This is a genomic window from Paramicrobacterium humi, from assembly GCF_900105715.1.
In the GTDB taxonomy this organism is placed as follows: Bacteria; Actinomycetota; Actinomycetes; order Actinomycetales; family Microbacteriaceae; genus Paramicrobacterium; species Paramicrobacterium humi.
Window position 1 is genome coordinate 2,273,684 of sequence record NZ_FNRY01000001.1, and the last position, 14,768, is coordinate 2,288,451.

General features: G+C 69.8%; 15 protein-coding genes and 1 tRNA gene. 9 read left to right on the plus strand and 7 right to left on the minus strand.

Annotation, left to right across the window (positions count from 1 at the left end; genetic code table 11):
- Positions 1-2: 2 nt before the first annotated feature.
- The 3 genes from BLV49_RS11355 to BLV49_RS11365 all read right to left on the minus strand — a co-directional run bounded on the left by BLV49_RS11355 (position 3) and on the right by BLV49_RS11365 (position 2,821).
- Positions 3-293 carry a WXG100 family type VII secretion target gene (locus tag BLV49_RS11355; RefSeq protein WP_091184215.1) on the minus strand — a complete coding sequence of 97 codons (291 nt, stop codon included), beginning with the start codon at positions 291-293 and terminating at the stop codon, positions 3-5.
- 120 nt (positions 294-413) lie between these two features.
- Positions 414-2,120 carry a sensor histidine kinase gene (locus tag BLV49_RS11360; protein ID WP_091184216.1) on the minus strand — a complete coding sequence of 569 codons (1,707 nt, stop codon included), beginning with the start codon at positions 2,118-2,120 and terminating at the stop codon, positions 414-416.
- 11 nt (positions 2,121-2,131) lie between these two features.
- A complete protein-coding gene (locus tag BLV49_RS11365) occupies positions 2,132-2,821 on the minus strand; it encodes a response regulator transcription factor (RefSeq protein ID WP_091184219.1) in 690 nt (229 codons plus the stop codon).
- Positions 2,822-2,911: 90 nt separating this feature from the next.
- Here BLV49_RS11365 and BLV49_RS11370 point away from each other — a divergent pair, with 90 nt between their 5' ends.
- The 3 genes from BLV49_RS11370 to BLV49_RS11380 are packed head-to-tail and all read left to right on the plus strand — an operon-like array spanning position 2,912 to position 5,803.
- Positions 2,912-4,129, plus strand: a complete 1,218-nt coding sequence (locus BLV49_RS11370; RefSeq protein ID WP_091184221.1) for an NAD(P)/FAD-dependent oxidoreductase — start codon at positions 2,912-2,914, stop codon at positions 4,127-4,129.
- Between the two features lie 17 nt (positions 4,130-4,146).
- On the plus strand, positions 4,147-5,070 hold the full coding sequence (folP, locus tag BLV49_RS11375; RefSeq protein WP_176980828.1) for a dihydropteroate synthase: 924 nt from the start codon (positions 4,147-4,149) through the stop codon (positions 5,068-5,070).
- On the plus strand, positions 5,063-5,803 hold the full coding sequence (locus tag BLV49_RS11380; RefSeq protein ID WP_091184228.1) for a pyrimidine reductase family protein: 741 nt from the start codon (positions 5,063-5,065) through the stop codon (positions 5,801-5,803). Before folP ends, BLV49_RS11380 begins: the two co-directional genes overlap by 8 nt.
- Positions 5,804-5,809: 6 nt before the next feature.
- On the opposite strand, the gene BLV49_RS11385 is transcribed toward BLV49_RS11380, so the two are convergent.
- The 3 genes from BLV49_RS11385 to BLV49_RS11395 are packed head-to-tail and all read right to left on the minus strand — an operon-like array spanning position 5,810 to position 9,631.
- Positions 5,810-7,450 (minus strand): DNA repair helicase XPB, encoded by a 1,641-nt coding sequence (locus BLV49_RS11385; protein WP_091184231.1) that lies wholly within the window; start codon positions 7,448-7,450, stop codon positions 5,810-5,812.
- Between the two features lie 39 nt (positions 7,451-7,489).
- Positions 7,490-9,352, minus strand: coding sequence for a helicase-associated domain-containing protein (locus BLV49_RS11390; protein ID WP_091184235.1), 1,863 nt, complete (start codon positions 9,350-9,352; stop codon positions 7,490-7,492).
- Positions 9,353-9,364: 12 nt separating this feature from the next.
- Positions 9,365-9,631 (minus strand): hypothetical protein, encoded by a 267-nt coding sequence (locus BLV49_RS11395; protein ID WP_091184239.1) that lies wholly within the window; start codon positions 9,629-9,631, stop codon positions 9,365-9,367.
- Positions 9,632-9,764: 133 nt separating this feature from the next.
- Between BLV49_RS11395 and BLV49_RS11400 the strand changes: the two genes are divergently transcribed.
- Complete coding sequence (locus tag BLV49_RS11400; protein WP_091184243.1) at positions 9,765-10,148, plus strand: cold-shock protein; 384 nt, start codon at positions 9,765-9,767, stop codon at positions 10,146-10,148.
- Positions 10,141-10,776, plus strand: coding sequence for a DUF3027 domain-containing protein (locus BLV49_RS11405; RefSeq protein ID WP_245723622.1), 636 nt, complete (start codon positions 10,141-10,143; stop codon positions 10,774-10,776). Before BLV49_RS11400 ends, BLV49_RS11405 begins: the two co-directional genes overlap by 8 nt.
- Positions 10,777-10,840: 64 nt before the next feature.
- Here BLV49_RS11405 and serC read toward each other — a convergent pair whose 3' ends face one another.
- Positions 10,841-11,953, minus strand: a complete 1,113-nt coding sequence (gene serC, locus BLV49_RS11410; protein WP_091184251.1) for a phosphoserine transaminase — start codon at positions 11,951-11,953, stop codon at positions 10,841-10,843.
- Positions 11,954-12,044: 91 nt separating this feature from the next.
- On the opposite strand from serC, the gene BLV49_RS11415 reads away from it, so the two are divergent.
- The 4 genes from BLV49_RS11415 to BLV49_RS11430 all read left to right on the plus strand — a co-directional run bounded on the left by BLV49_RS11415 (position 12,045) and on the right by BLV49_RS11430 (position 14,760).
- Complete coding sequence (locus BLV49_RS11415) at positions 12,045-12,740, plus strand: iron-dependent transcriptional repressor DtxR (RefSeq protein WP_091184256.1); 696 nt, start codon at positions 12,045-12,047, stop codon at positions 12,738-12,740.
- 219 nt (positions 12,741-12,959) lie between these two features.
- On the plus strand, positions 12,960-13,829 hold the full coding sequence (locus BLV49_RS11420) for a C40 family peptidase (RefSeq protein ID WP_218132624.1): 870 nt from the start codon (positions 12,960-12,962) through the stop codon (positions 13,827-13,829).
- Positions 13,830-14,152: 323 nt separating this feature from the next.
- Positions 14,153-14,656: an HNH endonuclease gene (locus BLV49_RS11425; protein WP_091184261.1), complete on the plus strand. Its 504-nt coding sequence runs from the start codon at positions 14,153-14,155 to the stop codon at positions 14,654-14,656.
- Between the two features lie 32 nt (positions 14,657-14,688).
- Positions 14,689-14,760, plus strand: a tRNA-Arg gene (locus BLV49_RS11430).
- The last annotated feature ends 8 nt before the right edge of the window (positions 14,761-14,768 follow it).

The following is a 14,768-nucleotide window of genomic DNA, read 5'->3' on the forward strand; positions in this document are numbered from 1 at the left end:
TGTCAGCGGCCGAACATGCCCGCGTTCTGCTGCTCGACCTCGGCATAGTGACTGCCCGCCTGCCCGAGCGCCAGGTTGAGTTCGGTGATCGATTCCTCGACGCGAGCCTGCGTCGTGCGCCAGTCCTGCGCCGCCGTGTTGAACGCGCTCGCGGCCTGGCCGGTCCACTGTGACTGCAGGTTCTGGATCTGGCTCATCAGGTTGTTCACGTCGGCGCGCAGCTGCTCGGTGATGCCGCGGATCGCCGAGCTCGCGCTCTGGACCGCCTCGCTGTCGACCGTGTACCTGCTCATGTCGTACTCCTCTCGTGGGTGTGACATGACGCTAGCGGCGCGGGAGCGAGTGGCATCCGCCCTCTGCCGATGCCGTGCACAGCGCCGCTCACGCGCGTGCTGTGGACGACAGGAGCCGGCTCAGGCCTCGTCGTCGGACTCGGCGGGCGCGACCGGCTGAGGGCCCGTGTCCTCGCGGCGCGCGAGAGGGAGCGCGATGCGGAACGTCGCTCCGCCGCCCGGGGTCTCGGAGACGCTGACGGTGCCGCCGTGCGCCGCCACGATCGAGGAGACGATGGCGAGCCCGAGGCCGCTTCCGCCGGTCTCCCTTGTGCGCGAGGTGTCGGCGCGCCAGAACCGCTGGAAGATCTTCTCGCGGATCTGCGGCGGCACGCCCTCGCCGTGGTCGATGACCGCGACCGTGGCCATTCCCGTGCGCGGGTTGGCCGCGACGCCGACCTCGATGGGGCTGCCGTCGGCGGTGAACCGCATGGCGTTGCCCATGAGGTTCGCGATGACCTGGCGGATCTTGTTCTCCTCCGCCATCACGATCGCCGGAACGGCGGGAAGCGACGCCGTCATGTCGGTGACCGACTCGATGGTGAGGTGCGGCTGCGCGGCGTCGTCCCGCTTCGCGCGGCGGCCCCGCAGCCGCGCGAACGTCGCCCCCGCGAGGGCGATGGGTCCCGTGTTTCCCGTCGTGTTCCCCGTGCGGGTCTTCGGCGGGGACGCGGGCTCCTCCCGTGCGGGCGGCGGCGGTGCCGGCACGTCGGGCGGAGTGTCGATGACGAACGACACCGGGCGGCCCGGATAGGACGCGCGGGCGTCCATGACGGCATCCTTCGCGAGCGGCGTGAGGTCGACGGGAGCGAGCTCGAGCGGGCGCGTCTCGTCGAGGCGCGCGAGTTCGAGCAGGTCCTGCACCATGACGCTCATGCGCACGGCCTCCTTCTCGATGCGCTCCATCGCCTGCGCGACGTCCTCGGGCTTCTCGAGCGCCCCCATGCGGTACAGCTCGGCGTAGCCGCGCACCGTCACGAGGGGCGTGCGCAGCTCGTGACTCGCGTCGCCCACGAACCGTCGCATCTGCTCGATCGTCTGCGCGCGGTCGGCGAAGGCGCGGTCGATGCGGCTGAGCATCGTGTTGAGGGAGCGGTTGAGTCGCCCGACCTCGGTGTTCGGCGTCATCGTGGTGAGCCGCTGGCTGAAGTCTCCGTTCGCGATGTGGGAGGCCGTGAGCTCCACCTCGCGCAGCGGGCTGAGCGTGTTCGAGACGAGCACGCGCGTGATGAGGGCGCCGAGCACGATGACGCCGAGGCCGAGGCCGAAGAAGATCGTGACGTAGGTCGCGACGACGCTGTCGGGGCCGCGCATCGACACGGCGATGAACAGCACGCCGTTCGTGCCGCGGTCGTCGATGGCGTCGGCGACGACGGTGACCGCCTGGAAATCGGTGCCCGCCGGGCTCGTCACCGTCATCGGTCGCGTGTTGATCGCCTTCCCGAGCGAGATCGCTCCGGGTGCCGGGCGTGGCAGGAACTTCGCCTCCCGGTCGTCCCAGTTGTGGTCGATGAGGGTGCCGTCGGGGCCGTAGAGCGCGATGTAGTAGTCGTTCGTCTCGCGCACTTGGGTCTGACCCGGCTCGGTGTCGTCGATGTAGCGGTCGATGTCACCCGTCGCGAAGGCGACGAGCTCGGCCTTCGCCTGCTCGATGAGCGCCTGCTTGAGGATGATGACGGTTCCGGCGCCCGTGACGAGCAGCCCGAACGTGAGCACGATCACGGTCACGCTGGTGATCTTCGTGCGTAGCGTTATCGAATTCCACCACTCGGCGACCGATGAGTGCATGTCGGATGCTGCTACTGCTTGCCCGTCTTCAGCATGTAGCCGAAGCCGCGCTTCGTCTGGATCAGCGGCTCCGACGAGAACTGGTCGAGCTTGCGGCGCAAGTAGGAGATGTAGCTCTCGACGATGCCCGCGTCGCCGTTGAAGTCGTACTCCCACACGTGGTCGAGGATCTGCGCCTTGCTCAGCACGCGGTTGGGGTTGAGCATGAGATAGCGCAAGAGCTTGAACTCGGTCGGGCTGAGCTCGACGCTCGTCTCGCCGACGTACACCTCGTGGGTGTCCTGGTCCATCGTGAGCTCGCCCGCGCGGATGATGGCGTCCTCGTCCGCCTGCATGGTGCGGCGCAGGATGGCCTTGATGCGCGCGACGATCTCGTCGAGGCTGAACGGCTTCGTGACGTAGTCGTCGCCGCCGACGGTGAGTCCCGTGATCTTGTCCTCGGTGTCGTCCTTCGCCGTGAGGAACAGGATCGGCGCCGTGTACCCGGAGGCGCGCAGCCGCTTGGTGACGCCGAAGCCGTTCATGTCGGGCAGCATGACGTCGAGGATGATGAGGTCGGGCTCCTCCTCCAGAACGGCGGAGATCGCCTGGGCGCCGTTTCCGACAGCGCGCACGGCGAAGCCCGCGAAGCGCAGGCTTGTGGTCAGCAGGTCGCGGATGTTGGGCTCGTCATCGACGATGAGGATGCGTGGTCCGGTCATCGTCCCAGTATCTGCGTATCTCCTGAAAGTGGGCTGGGCATCTGTTCGCGCCGAACGGAGCAGACTGGGACCAGTCGAAAGGGGAGACGCATGCCCGCATTCGTCATCGTCGGCGGAGGCCTCGCCGCCGCGAGCGCCGCCGAAGAGCTGCGCGCGCAGGGCCTCGACGGAGCCGTCACCGTGATCGCCGGCGAGAGCCACGAACCGTACATCCGGCCGCCGCTGTCGAAAGAGGTGCTCCTCGGCACGGCGGAAGCGGACACGGCCTTCGTGCACGAGCGCGGCTGGTACCCCGAACACGACATCGAGCTCCTGACGGCGGATGCCGCCACGCGCCTCGATCCCCCGGGGCGCACCGTCGAGCTCGCCTCGGGCCGCACGATCTCCTACGACGAGCTGCTGCTCGCCACGGGAGCGCGAGCGCGCCGGCTCGAGGTGCCGGGCGCCGACCTGCCGGGCGTGCACGTGCTGCGCACCCTCGAGGACTCCGAGGCCCTGCGCGAGGCGCTGCGCGACGGCGGCAAGCGCGTCGTCACGATCGGCGGCGGCTGGATCGGCCTTGAGGTCACGGCGGCCGCCGCCACCTACGGCAACGACGTCACCGTCGTCATGCGCGGCGAGATCGCCCTCGCGTCCGCGCTCGGCGACGACCTCGGCCGGTTCTTCCAGAGCCGCCACGAGGCGCACGGCGTGCGCTTCGTCACGGGCGCGAACGCCACGCGCCTCACGGGGGAGGACCGCGTGACGGGAGTGGACACCGACACGGGCGAGCATCTCGCCGCCGACGTCGTCGTCGTCGGCATCGGCGCGATCCCCAACACTCGGCTCGCCGAGGAGGCGGCCCTCGACGTCGACGACGGCGTGCTCGCGGATGCCGCCCTGCGCACGAGCGACGAGCACATCCGCGCGGCGGGCGACGTCGCAAACGCGTGGCATCCCGTGCTCGAGCGGCGCTTGCGCAGCGAGCACTGGGCGAACGCCATCGAGCAGGGGAAGGCCGCCGCGCGCAGCCTGCTCGGCCAGGACGTGAGCTACGACGAGGTGCCGTACTTCTACACCGACCAGTACGACATCGGCATGGAGTACGCGGGCTACTTCCCGCTCGCCCGCGACGCGGACGTGCTCTATCGCGGCGACAGGGAGTCCGGCGAGTTCATCGCGTTCTGGCTGCGGAACGACGCCGTCGTCGCGGGCATGAACGTCAACGTCTGGGACGTGAACGACGACATCAAGGAGCTCGTTCGCTCGGGCCGGCGCATCGACCGCGCCCGGCTCGCTGACCCGGACGTCGCCCTCGGCGACGTCTGATGCGGCACGATGGGAGCATGCACTCGCGCTCCCCGCACGACCTCCCGCCCCTTCCGGCCCTCCGCGAGCCGGTGCGCACGATCGGGGCGCGCGAGTTCGACTTCTCCCGTCAGGTCGCCGTCATGGCCGTCGTCAACCGAACGCCCGACTCGTTCTACGACCGCGGAGCCACGTTCGCCCTCGACCGCGCCGTCGACGCGTGCCTCGACGCCGTCGTCGCCGGCGCCGACTGGGTCGACATCGGCGGGGCGCCGTTCGCTCCGGGGCCGCCGATTCCCGCGGACGAGGAGGCCGAGCGCGTCGTGCCCGTCGTGGCCGCCGTGCGGGCGGCATCCGATGTCGTCATCTCCGTCGACACCTTCCAGGCCGGCGTCGCCCGACGCGCCATCGACGCGGGCGCCGACGTGATAAACGACACGACGGGGCTGCGCGATCCCGACCTCGCTCGCGTCGTCGCCGACAGCGCCGCCACCGTCGTCATCACGCACAGCCTCGCCGTGCCGCGCACGCCGTACCCGCGACCGCACTACGACGACGTCGCGGGGGAGGTCGCCGCGTTCCTCGCCGAGCGGGTCGAGAGCGCGCTCGCCGCCGGCATCCCGCCCGAGCGCATCGTCGTCGACCCGGGCCACGACCTCAACAAGAACACAATGCACAGCCTCGAGCTCACGCGCCGTCTCGGCCGCATCGTGGACCTCGGCTACCCGACCCTCGTCGCCGTGTCGAACAAGGACTTCATTGGCGAGAGCCTCGACGCCGCCCGCGAGGAGCGTGTCGAGGGCTCGCTCGTCGCGGCCGCGCTGTGCATCGCGCAGGGCGCGCGCATCGTGCGCATGCACAACGTGCGCGAATCGGTCGCGGCCGTGCGCATGACGGAGGCGATCCTCGGGCTGCGGGAGCCCGCCTACCAGCGGCACAACATGGGGGAGCGCAATGACTGAGCTCACGCGCGTGTGGCCGCTGCCCGCGGCGACGGCCGAGGACGACGCGGGAGTCGCGGACTGGTACGAGGTCGCCGACCGCAGCGAGCCGTGGCTGCGCATGAACTTCGTCTCGAGCCTCGACGGCGCCGTCACCGTCGGCGGGCTCTCCGGCGGCCTCGGCACCGACGCCGACAAGCGCGTCTTTGACACGTTGCGCACCCTCGCCGACGTCGTCATCGTCGGCGCGGGAACCGTGCGAGCCGAAGGCTACGGCCCCATGCGAGTGGATGCCGCCGAGCAGCGCGTCGCGCGAGGGCTTCCCGCCCAGCCGGTGTTCGCCATCGTCTCCGCGCGGCTCGACCTCGACGCCGACGACCGCATCTTCCAGGACGCGCCCGTCCGGCCGATCGTGGCGACGTGCGAGACGGCCGACCCGGAGCGCCGGCGGCGCCTCGCCGAGGTCGCCGACGTGCTCGTGTGCGGACGGGACCGCGTCGAGGGGACCGCCCTCAAGGCGGCGCTCGCCGAGCGCGGCCTCACCCAGATGCACTCCGAGGGCGGCCCGCACCTGTTCGGCGCCATGGCCGAGGCCGACGCGGTCGACGAGCTGTGCCTGACCCTGAGCCCCATGATCGCGGGCGGCTTCGCACCGCGCATCATCGCCGGCGTCGACGAGCTGCGGCACAGCATGCGCCTCGGGCACGTCATCGAGGGCGACGGCACGCTGCTGTTGCGCTACGTGCGCGCCTGAGCCGGACTACGCCGCGAGCTCGTGCGCGTCGAGGATCGTGTAGCTGTAGCCCTGCTCCGAGAGGAACCGCTGCCGGTTCTGCGCGAAGTCCTGGTCGAGCGAGTCCCGGGCGACGATCGTGTAGAAGTTCGCCGTGAGCCCGGACTGCTTGGGACGCAGCAGCCGGCCGAGGCGCTGCGCCTCTTCCTGGCGGGAGCCGAACGAGCCCGACACCTGGATCGCCACCGTCGCCTCGGGCAGGTCGACGGAGAAGTTCGCGACCTTCGAGACCACGAGCACCTTCTCGGTGCCGTCGCGGAACGCCTGGTAGAGCCGCTCGCGCTCGTCGACGGGCGTCTCGCCCGTGAGCTTCGGCGCGTCGAGAACCGCCGCGAGCTCGTCGAGCTGGTCGAGGTACTGCCCGATCACGAGGATGCGCTCCTCGGGGTGCCGGGCGATGAGCTGCTTCACGACGTCGGTCTTCGCCGGCGTCGTCGCGGCGAGCCGGTACCGCTCGCTGTCCGCGGAGGCCGCGTACTCGAGCCGGTCGTCCTGCGACATGTCGACGCGCACTTCGAAGCAGTCGGCGGGGGAGATGTAGCCCTGCGACTCGATCTCCTTCCACGGCGCGTCGAACCGCTTGGGTCCGATGAGGCTGAACACGTCGCCCGCACGGCCGTCCTCGCGCACGAGCGTCGCCGTGAGGCCGAGGCGCCTCCTGGCCTGCAGGTCGGCGGTGAGCTTGAACACGGGCGCGGGCAGCAAGTGCACCTCGTCGTAGACGACGAGGCCCCAGTCCTTCGCGTCGAGAAGCGAGAGGTGCGCGTACTCGCCCTTCCGGCGGGAGGTGAGGATCTGGTACGTCGCGATCGTGACGGGCTTGATCTCCTTGACCTGGCCGGAGTACTCGCCGATCTCCTCCTCCGTGAGCGTCGTGCGCTTCAGCAGCTCGTCGCGCCACTGCCTGGCCGAGATCGTGTTGGTGACGAGAATGAGCGTCGTGGACTTCGCCGTCGCCATCGCGCCGGCGCCCACGAGGGTCTTGCCCGCCCCGCACGGCAGCACGACGACGCCGGAGCCGCCGGTGAAGAAATTGTCGACCGCCTTCGACTGGTAGTCGCGCATGGCCCAGCCCGACTCGTCGAGGTCGATCTCGTGCGGCGTTCCCGGCGTGTATCCGGCGAGGTCCTCGGCGGGCCAGCCGAGCTTGACGAGCTCTTGCTTGACTTGGCCGCGCGCCCACGGCTGGATCAGCCGGCTGTTCGGAGCGGGCGCGCCGATGAGCAGCGGACTGATCCGCTTCGAGCGCGACACTTCCGTGAGCACGGCCACATCCGTGGACGAGAGAACGAGCGCGCCCTCCTCGTCGCGCTCGATGACGAGCCGGCCGTAGCGGGACACGGTGTCGGCGATGTCCGTCGAGACGCTCTGCGGCACGGGGAACTTCGAGTACTTCTCGAGCGTCGCGAGCATGTCCTCCGCACGGTGGCCGGCAGCGCGCGCGTTCCACAGGCCGAGCCGCGTGATCCGGTAGGTGTGCACGTGCTCGGGGGCGCGCTCGAGCTCGGCGAAGACGGCGAGCTCGTGGCGCGCCTCTTCCGCACTCGGATGCGCGACCTCGAGCAGCACGGTGCGGTCGCTTTGCACGATGAGAGGGCCGTCAGACATAGCAGTCCAGCCTAGCGGCGGCGCCTGGGAGCGAGCCGGTCAGCGTTCCGCGCGGCGCACCGCCGTGATGCTCGAGAGCGGGAGGGTGCGTTCGACGTCCGCCGCGGCGTCGCGTCCCCGCAAGCGCCCGCCGCCGATGCCCGTCGGCTCGAGAGTGAGATCCTGCGTGCTGCCGTTCGGCATCGCGACCGTCACGACGACGGTGCGGCGCTTGCGCACGGCGACGTCGAGCTGGCGCGACAGCCACGCCTCGTCGGGCCGCTCGGGCGTCCCCGCTGTCGCCGCACGCAGTCGCGCGATGAACTCCGTGAGCGACGGCGCCGCCGTGCGATGCGGCTCGGTGAGCTGGTGCCTTGTGATGTTCACGAGCGCCCCGTTCTCGTCCTCCGCCGACACCGGGTAGCGTGCGTCCTGCAGCGCGCCGAACACCATTTCGCGCGGGAACCGGCTGACCAGCCGTCCTTCGCCGGCGCGACGCAGCCCGAGGGGAGCGAGCGCCTGGTCGACCGTGAGCGTGTCGAGAAGCGCGTCGTCGATCGAGCGGATGCTGCTTCGCGCACCGGCGACGGCGTCATCGTGAGCGGCGCGCACGCGAAGCAGTCCGTGGTGCGCGGCGACGTCGTCGATGAGGTAGCGCAGCGGCTGCGGCATCCCGGTCAGTGAGAGGTCTTCGAGAAAGGCCTTGATGCTCGCGGCGTCCTCTCCCGCGCCGAGGGCGCGGTCGATGCTCGCGCGTGAGAAGCGGTAGGTCGAGGCCTGGGAGCGCGACTCCACATCGGCCATGAGACGCAGCCGCGCGTCGCGGCGCGGCAGCAGCGGGCCGGGGGAGATGATCGTGAGGTCGTCCTGCAGGTACACCTGGCTGACCTCGCTTGGCAGCGTCGCCCGTACGCGCTCGGCCGCGGCATCCGCATCGCCCTCGAGCAGCAGCCGCCCGGCGTGCGAGAGGGACTCGCGGGCGACGAGGCCGAGCAGCGCGGCGCGCTCCGCGGCGGCGTCGACGCGCCGGTCGAGCGTGCTGTCGTGGGCGGGGAACCACCATGCGACGTAGGCGCGAAGCGCCTCGCCCCACGTCGCGTGTGCTCGGCTCGCGAGCAGAGCGTGAATGTCGGGCGGAAGCTGCGCGAGCCAGGACCCGGCGAGCACCCGCCAGCGATCGATCGTCGACAGGTCGAGCCAGTCCGCGCCCGCACGCGTCGCCTTCCAGCTGCGATCGTCGAGGGCGGCGAGTTCGGCGCCGTCGGCGAGTGCGAGCAGCGGCTCCACCTCTCCGAGCGGATGCCCCGTCGCGGCCGACAGCCGCTTCACGTCGGGAAGCGCAAGGCCGCCGCGGCCGAGCTCCCGCGCGGGAGCGTGCAGGAGGGACGTGAGGATTTCGCCGACAGCGGCCGTCGTCGTGAAGGCGCGCTCCCCGGCGAGACCGTCGAGAGCGTCGCTCGGCTCGGCGTCGACGACGCTGAGGAGCGTGGGCGGGTGCTCGGCGAGCTCCGCGGTCGACGGCAACCCGTCCGCGCGGAGCGCCTCGAGCGCGTCGCCGACCGCCTCGAGCGGGTGAATGCGCTCGCCCGCGACGATGAGGCCGCGCGCGGCAGCGACAGCGAGGCGCTCCACCGCAGCCGTCACGGCGTGCTCACCGTGCGAGCGCGCCTCGATGAAGGAGGAGAGCTCGTCGAGGGAGTGCTCGTTTCCGATGTCGGCCGCGGCCGAGAGCGCGAGCAGCGTCGGCCGGTCGAGCCGGAGCAGCGCCTGCTCGATGCCGGCGGGCTCGAGCAGACGCTCCGCGACGTCGAAGAGGTCGGTCAGCCGCGGGTCGTCGTCGACGGCGCGAGCGCGCAGGAGCGATTCGATGGCGGCGTCGTCGAGCGCGCGAAGGTGGGTGGCGAGAAGCAGCGCGTCCGTCATGTCGCCTCCGGGTCAGCGGCGCTGGTTCGAGCGCTTGCGCTTGGAACCGCTGATGAGCACGAGAGCGACGAGCATGAGCACGGCGAGCGGGAGGCCGGCGTACGGCGCCATGGTCACCACGGGCCAGAGCCCCTTCGCGAAGTCGGCCTGCTGCATTCCGTTCCAGGTGCCGATCATGATGGCGAAGAAGCTCGCGACGGACAGGGCGACGACGACGAGGAGCCCGTAGGCGAGGACGCGCTCGAGGACGCCGGAGGATTCGGAACGAGGGGCACTCACCCTGTCAAGGATAGGCCACTGCCAGTCTTCACCGAATACGATGGAGGAAGCGGGAGAAGCCCGCTCGTCGGCCGCGCAGCCGCCGACGCACGAACCAGGCGCGCAGCGTCTCATTTCCACAGCGAGGTTTTCCATGCCTACCGGCAAGGTCAAGTTCTACGACGAGGACAAGGGCTTCGGCTTCATCACGAGCGACGACGGAGAGCAGGTGTTCCTGCACGCGTCGGCCCTGCCGGCTGGCGTGACGTCGCTGCGCAGCGGGGCACGGCTCGAGTTCGGCGTCGCTCAGGGCAAGAAGGGCGCCCAGGCGCTCTCGGTGCGCGTGCTCGACCAGCCGCACAGCATGGTGCGCATGAGCCGCAAGCCCGCTGACGACATGGTTGTCATCGTGGAAGACCTCATGAAGCTGCTCGACGGCGTGAGCGGCACGCTGCGCAAGGGGCACTACCCCGACAACTCCCACGCACGAAAGGTGGCGGCGGTGCTTCGCCGCGTAGCGGATGAACTCGATGCCTGAACCCGACAACACTGAACTGAACGCCGAGATCACGAAGGGCGTCGCCGAGACGGCCGAGTCGCTCGACACGTCGGCGAACCCCGACGCGACGGTGGTCCCCGCGGCGCCGGCGGTCGCCGACGAGGTGCTGCTCGCTGCCGTCGATGTGGCGCGCGAAGCGCTTCTGGAGATCACCTCGGCCGACTCGATCGGCGAGCCCGCCGGTCACATCGTCGAGGGCGATCATGCGCTCTCGCTGCTGTTCGAGAACCGACTCGACGGCTACCCCGGCTGGCTCTGGACGGTCTCTCTCGCGCGCGTCGAGGACGGCGAGCCCACCATTCTCGAGACCGAGCTCATGCCCGGCGACGGCGCGCTTCTCGCTCCGGACTGGGTGCCGTGGTCGGAGCGGCTCGCGGAATACCGCGCGCAGCAGCAGGAGGCCGCGCGCGAGGCCGCCGAGTCCGACGACGAGGACGACGAGGATGAGGACGACGACGAGAGCGAGAACTCGCTCCTGCACGCGGGCGACCTCGATGGCGTCGACGTCGACGAGCTGGACGACTCCGATCATGACGACTCGGACGACGACGATTCGGACGAGGACTCCGACGAGGACTCGGACGACGACGACTCCGACGAGCACTGATCTCACGAGCGAGCGCCCGGTTCCTGCACGGAACCGGGCGCTCGCTCGTGTCAGCGGCTGACCGTCACAAGGCGTCGACGACGTACTCGATCGACCGGATGAGCGCGCGAACGTCGTCGGGCTCGATCGACACGAACGTCGCGATGCGCAGCTGATTGCGCCCGAGCTTGCGGTACGGCTCGGTGTCGACGACGCCGTTGGCCCGCAGCGCGGACGAGACGGCAGCGGCATCCACGTCGTCATCGAAGTCGATCGTGACGACGACGTTCGAGCGGTACTCGGGGTTCTCGACGAAGGGTCGCGCGTAGTCCACGGACTCCGCCCACTCGTACAGGGCCGCCGACGAGCTCGCCGTTCGCGCCGCGGCCCAGTCGAGGCCGCCGTTCTCATTGATCCACCGCACCTGGCTGTCGAGCAGGTGCAGCGTCGCCAGCGCAGGCGTGTTGAGAGTCTGGTTGAGGCGCGAGTTGTCGACGGCGTTCTTGAGACTCAGGAACTCGGGGATGTAGCGATCGGATGCCGCAAGGCGCTCGACCCGCTCGATCGCGGCGGGGGAGAACAGGGCGAGCCACAGGCCGCCGTCCGAGCCGAAGTTCTTCTGCGGAGCGAAATAGTAGACGTCCGCCTGCGACGCGTCGAGAGCGAGGCCGCCCGCCCCGCTCGTGGCGTCGATGACCGTGAGAGCGCCCTCGTCGCCGTGCACTCGGCGAACGGGCGCCATGACGCCCGTCGACGTCTCGTTCTGCGGCCACGCGTACACGTCGACGCCCGCGACGGCCTCGGGCTCGGCGCGGGAGCCCGGCTCCGCGGAGCGAACGTCGGGAGCCTCGAGCCACGGCGCGGCCGCGGCCTTCGCGAACTTGCCGCCGAACTCGCCGAACACGAGGTTCTGCGCGCGCTTCTCGATGAGACCGAACGCCGCGGCATCCCAGAACGCTGTCGAACCGCCGTTGCCGAGCAGCACCTCGTAGCCCTCGGGAATCGAGAAGAGCTCGCCGACGCCCTCGCGGACGCTGCCGACGAGGTTCTTGACGGGCGACTTGCGGTGCGACGTGCCGAGCAGATCGAGGCCGGCCGCCGCCAGCTTCTCGATCTGCTCCGGACGGATCTTCGACGGGCCGCAGCCGAAGCGGCCGTCGGCGGGAAGCAGGGCAGGAGGGATGACGATCTCAGGCATGAACCGATTCTAGGCGGCGGCGGTACGTGGCCTCGCAGACGTTACGGATAGGGTTACGGTGAAACGAAAAGCTTGGCCGGGGGAGGCGTCGATGACCGACCTGATTGACACAACCGAGATGTACCTGCGGACGATCCACGATCTGGAGGAGGAGGGCATCGTCCCGCTCCGCGCGCGGATCTCCGAGCGTCTGGGTCACTCGGGCCCCACTGTGTCTCAGACGGTCGCGCGGATGGAGCGCGACGGTCTCGTCGTCGTCTCCGACGACAGGCACCTCGAGCTCACCGTCGAGGGTCGCCGCAAGGCCGTCCATGTGAAGCGCAAGCACCGCCTCGCCGAGCGACTGCTCAGCGACGTCATCGGTCTCGAGTGGGAGTACGTGCACGAAGAGGCCTGCCGCTGGGAGCACGTGATGAGCGAGCAGGTCGAGCGCAAGCTCCTCGACATCCTCGGGCACCCCACCGAGTCGCCGTACGGAACCCCGATCCCCGGTCTCGATGAGTTCGGCGAAGAGGCGGGCACCGCATTCTCGGAGGGCGTGGTCAACCTCGTCGAGCTCGTGCGCAGCAGCGACGGCGCCGTGCGGGCCACGATCCGCCGGCTCGCCGAGGCCGCACAGCTCGACCCCGATCTGCTCGCGCAGCTCAAGCAGGCCGGCGTGCTTCCGGGCAACGACGGAGTGTTCTCCCTCAACGGCTCGTATGTGACGGTGCAGATGGACGGCTTCGGCGACGGCATCGAACTGCCGAGCGAAGTGGCCACGCACCTCTACGTCGCGAAGCCGTAGCGGCATCCGATCGGTCGTTACCGATTCGTGAGCAGAACGTTGCCGAAATGTGACATTTTGAGTCTGGTCACGTAAGGTCGTCTGGGTCCGACGACGAGAGATCGCGTCGGCCACAGCCGCAGGGCGCCCTGTCTTCCTCGTTCCCCTGTCGTCTGAACGCCTGAGTCGATCAGCGCGAACGAGCCAGCACCCCCGCTGGGAAGGGCGCGGAGAAACCCTGTGGTCAACACCCCCTCAGAAAGCCCCCACACCACCCCTCTCACTCCCACAGCAGCCGACGGCACACCGCTGACCCGGCGCTCCCGACGCCACGCGCAGCACCGCACGCCCGCCGTCGCGACGCCCCGTCGCGCGACCACGCGGCCGCCAGCGCGAACGGCTCCCGCCTCGTCGAAGGTCGCCACCGAGCGCAGCCTGTGGCAGCGCTGGCGCTCCACGATCGTGATGATGATCGTCGTTCCGGCCCTGTTCGGCATGTTCGCGCTTCCCGGCTCGTTCGCGCCGGCGAGCCAGGCGGCCCCGCTGTTCGACGACGCGGCCCCGAGCGAGGCCGCCGCATCGCAGTCGCTGAACGTGAGCGCCGACGCCGCCCCGGAAACCATGGAGAGGGCAAGCTACTCGGCGACATCGCAAGGCGAGCTCGACGCCGCGGCTGCGGCGAAGGCGAAGGCCGAGCGTGAGGCGAACGCCGCGAAGTACGCCTCGTACAGCGGCCCCACCGCGGCCGACAACCTCGCGAACGCGCCGCACGCTGACGTGAACCTCGCGGCCGTGTTCGCGAAGGCGAAGACGTACCAGGGCGTTCCCTACGTGTACGGCGGCGCGACGCCCGCCGGCTTTGACTGCTCGGGCTTCGTCATGTACGTGTACTCGCAGTTCGGCGTCTCGCTGCCGCACTCCGTCACAGGCCAGGCGGCCGCGGGCACGCGGATCTCCGCCGCCGAGGCGCAGCCGGGCGACGTCGTGATCATGAACGGGCACGACGGCTTCTACGCGGGGAACGGAATGATCCTCGACGCGCCGAAGCCCGGCGGCCACGTCAGCATCCGCGCGCTGTGGACGAGCGACTACTACATCGTCCGCTTCTGATCTGCGGATGCAGCCGTGAACATCCGGTGACATCCCCACGAACGGCGTGCCCGCGCACCGCGGCACGCCGTTCGTGGGTTAATCTGTAGCTCTGGTGCACTTGGAGGTGCAGGAGATGACGATCGGAATACCCGGTGTCCACACCATGGACACTCGAGACCATTCCGAGCATTGTCATGTCAGCGGAATCGACCGTTGCGTGGTCGTGAAAAGGCACTGCCGAAACGGCAGTGCCTTTCGTGTTTCCTGACAACCTGAACCTCGGATCCGCGCCGGTGCAAGTCGAAACCGGAAAGCCAAACGGCACTTCGAGAGGACGCGCGATGCGCACACTGGTATTGAACGCGGGATTCGAACCGCTCGCTGTAGTCACGTTCCGTCGAGCGCTCGCGCTCGTTCTGAACGGGAAGGCGACGATTGTCGAGATCGTCGAGGACGACCCCGTGTGGGGCATCGGCGTGCGCTTCGACCGGCCGAGCGTGATCGTGCTCACGAGGTACGTCAAGATCCCATACGGCCGTCTCGTTCCCGTCACCCGGCGGGGAGTGTTACGCCGGGACGCGCACCGCTGCGGCTACTGTGGCCAGGCGGCATCCACCATCGACCATGTCGTGCCGCGCTCGCGTGGCGGGGAGGACAGCTGGGAGAACCTCGTCGCCTGCTGCTTGCGCTGCAACAGCGTGAAGGGAAACCGCACGCCCGCGGAAATGGGCTGGCGGCTGGGCGTCACGCCGCGCATGCCGTTCGGCCCCAGCTGGGCCGTGCGGGGGCTCGAACGCACGGTGCCTGCGTGGGAGCAGTACCTCGCTCCCGCCGTCGCTGCATGACGCAGCCGAGACGATAGACTGTCTCGCGGCCAGCCTCTGTAGCTCAATGGAAGAGCAGTTGCGTCCTAAGCAAACGGTTGGGGGTTCGAGTCCCTCCAGGGGCACCTTGTCA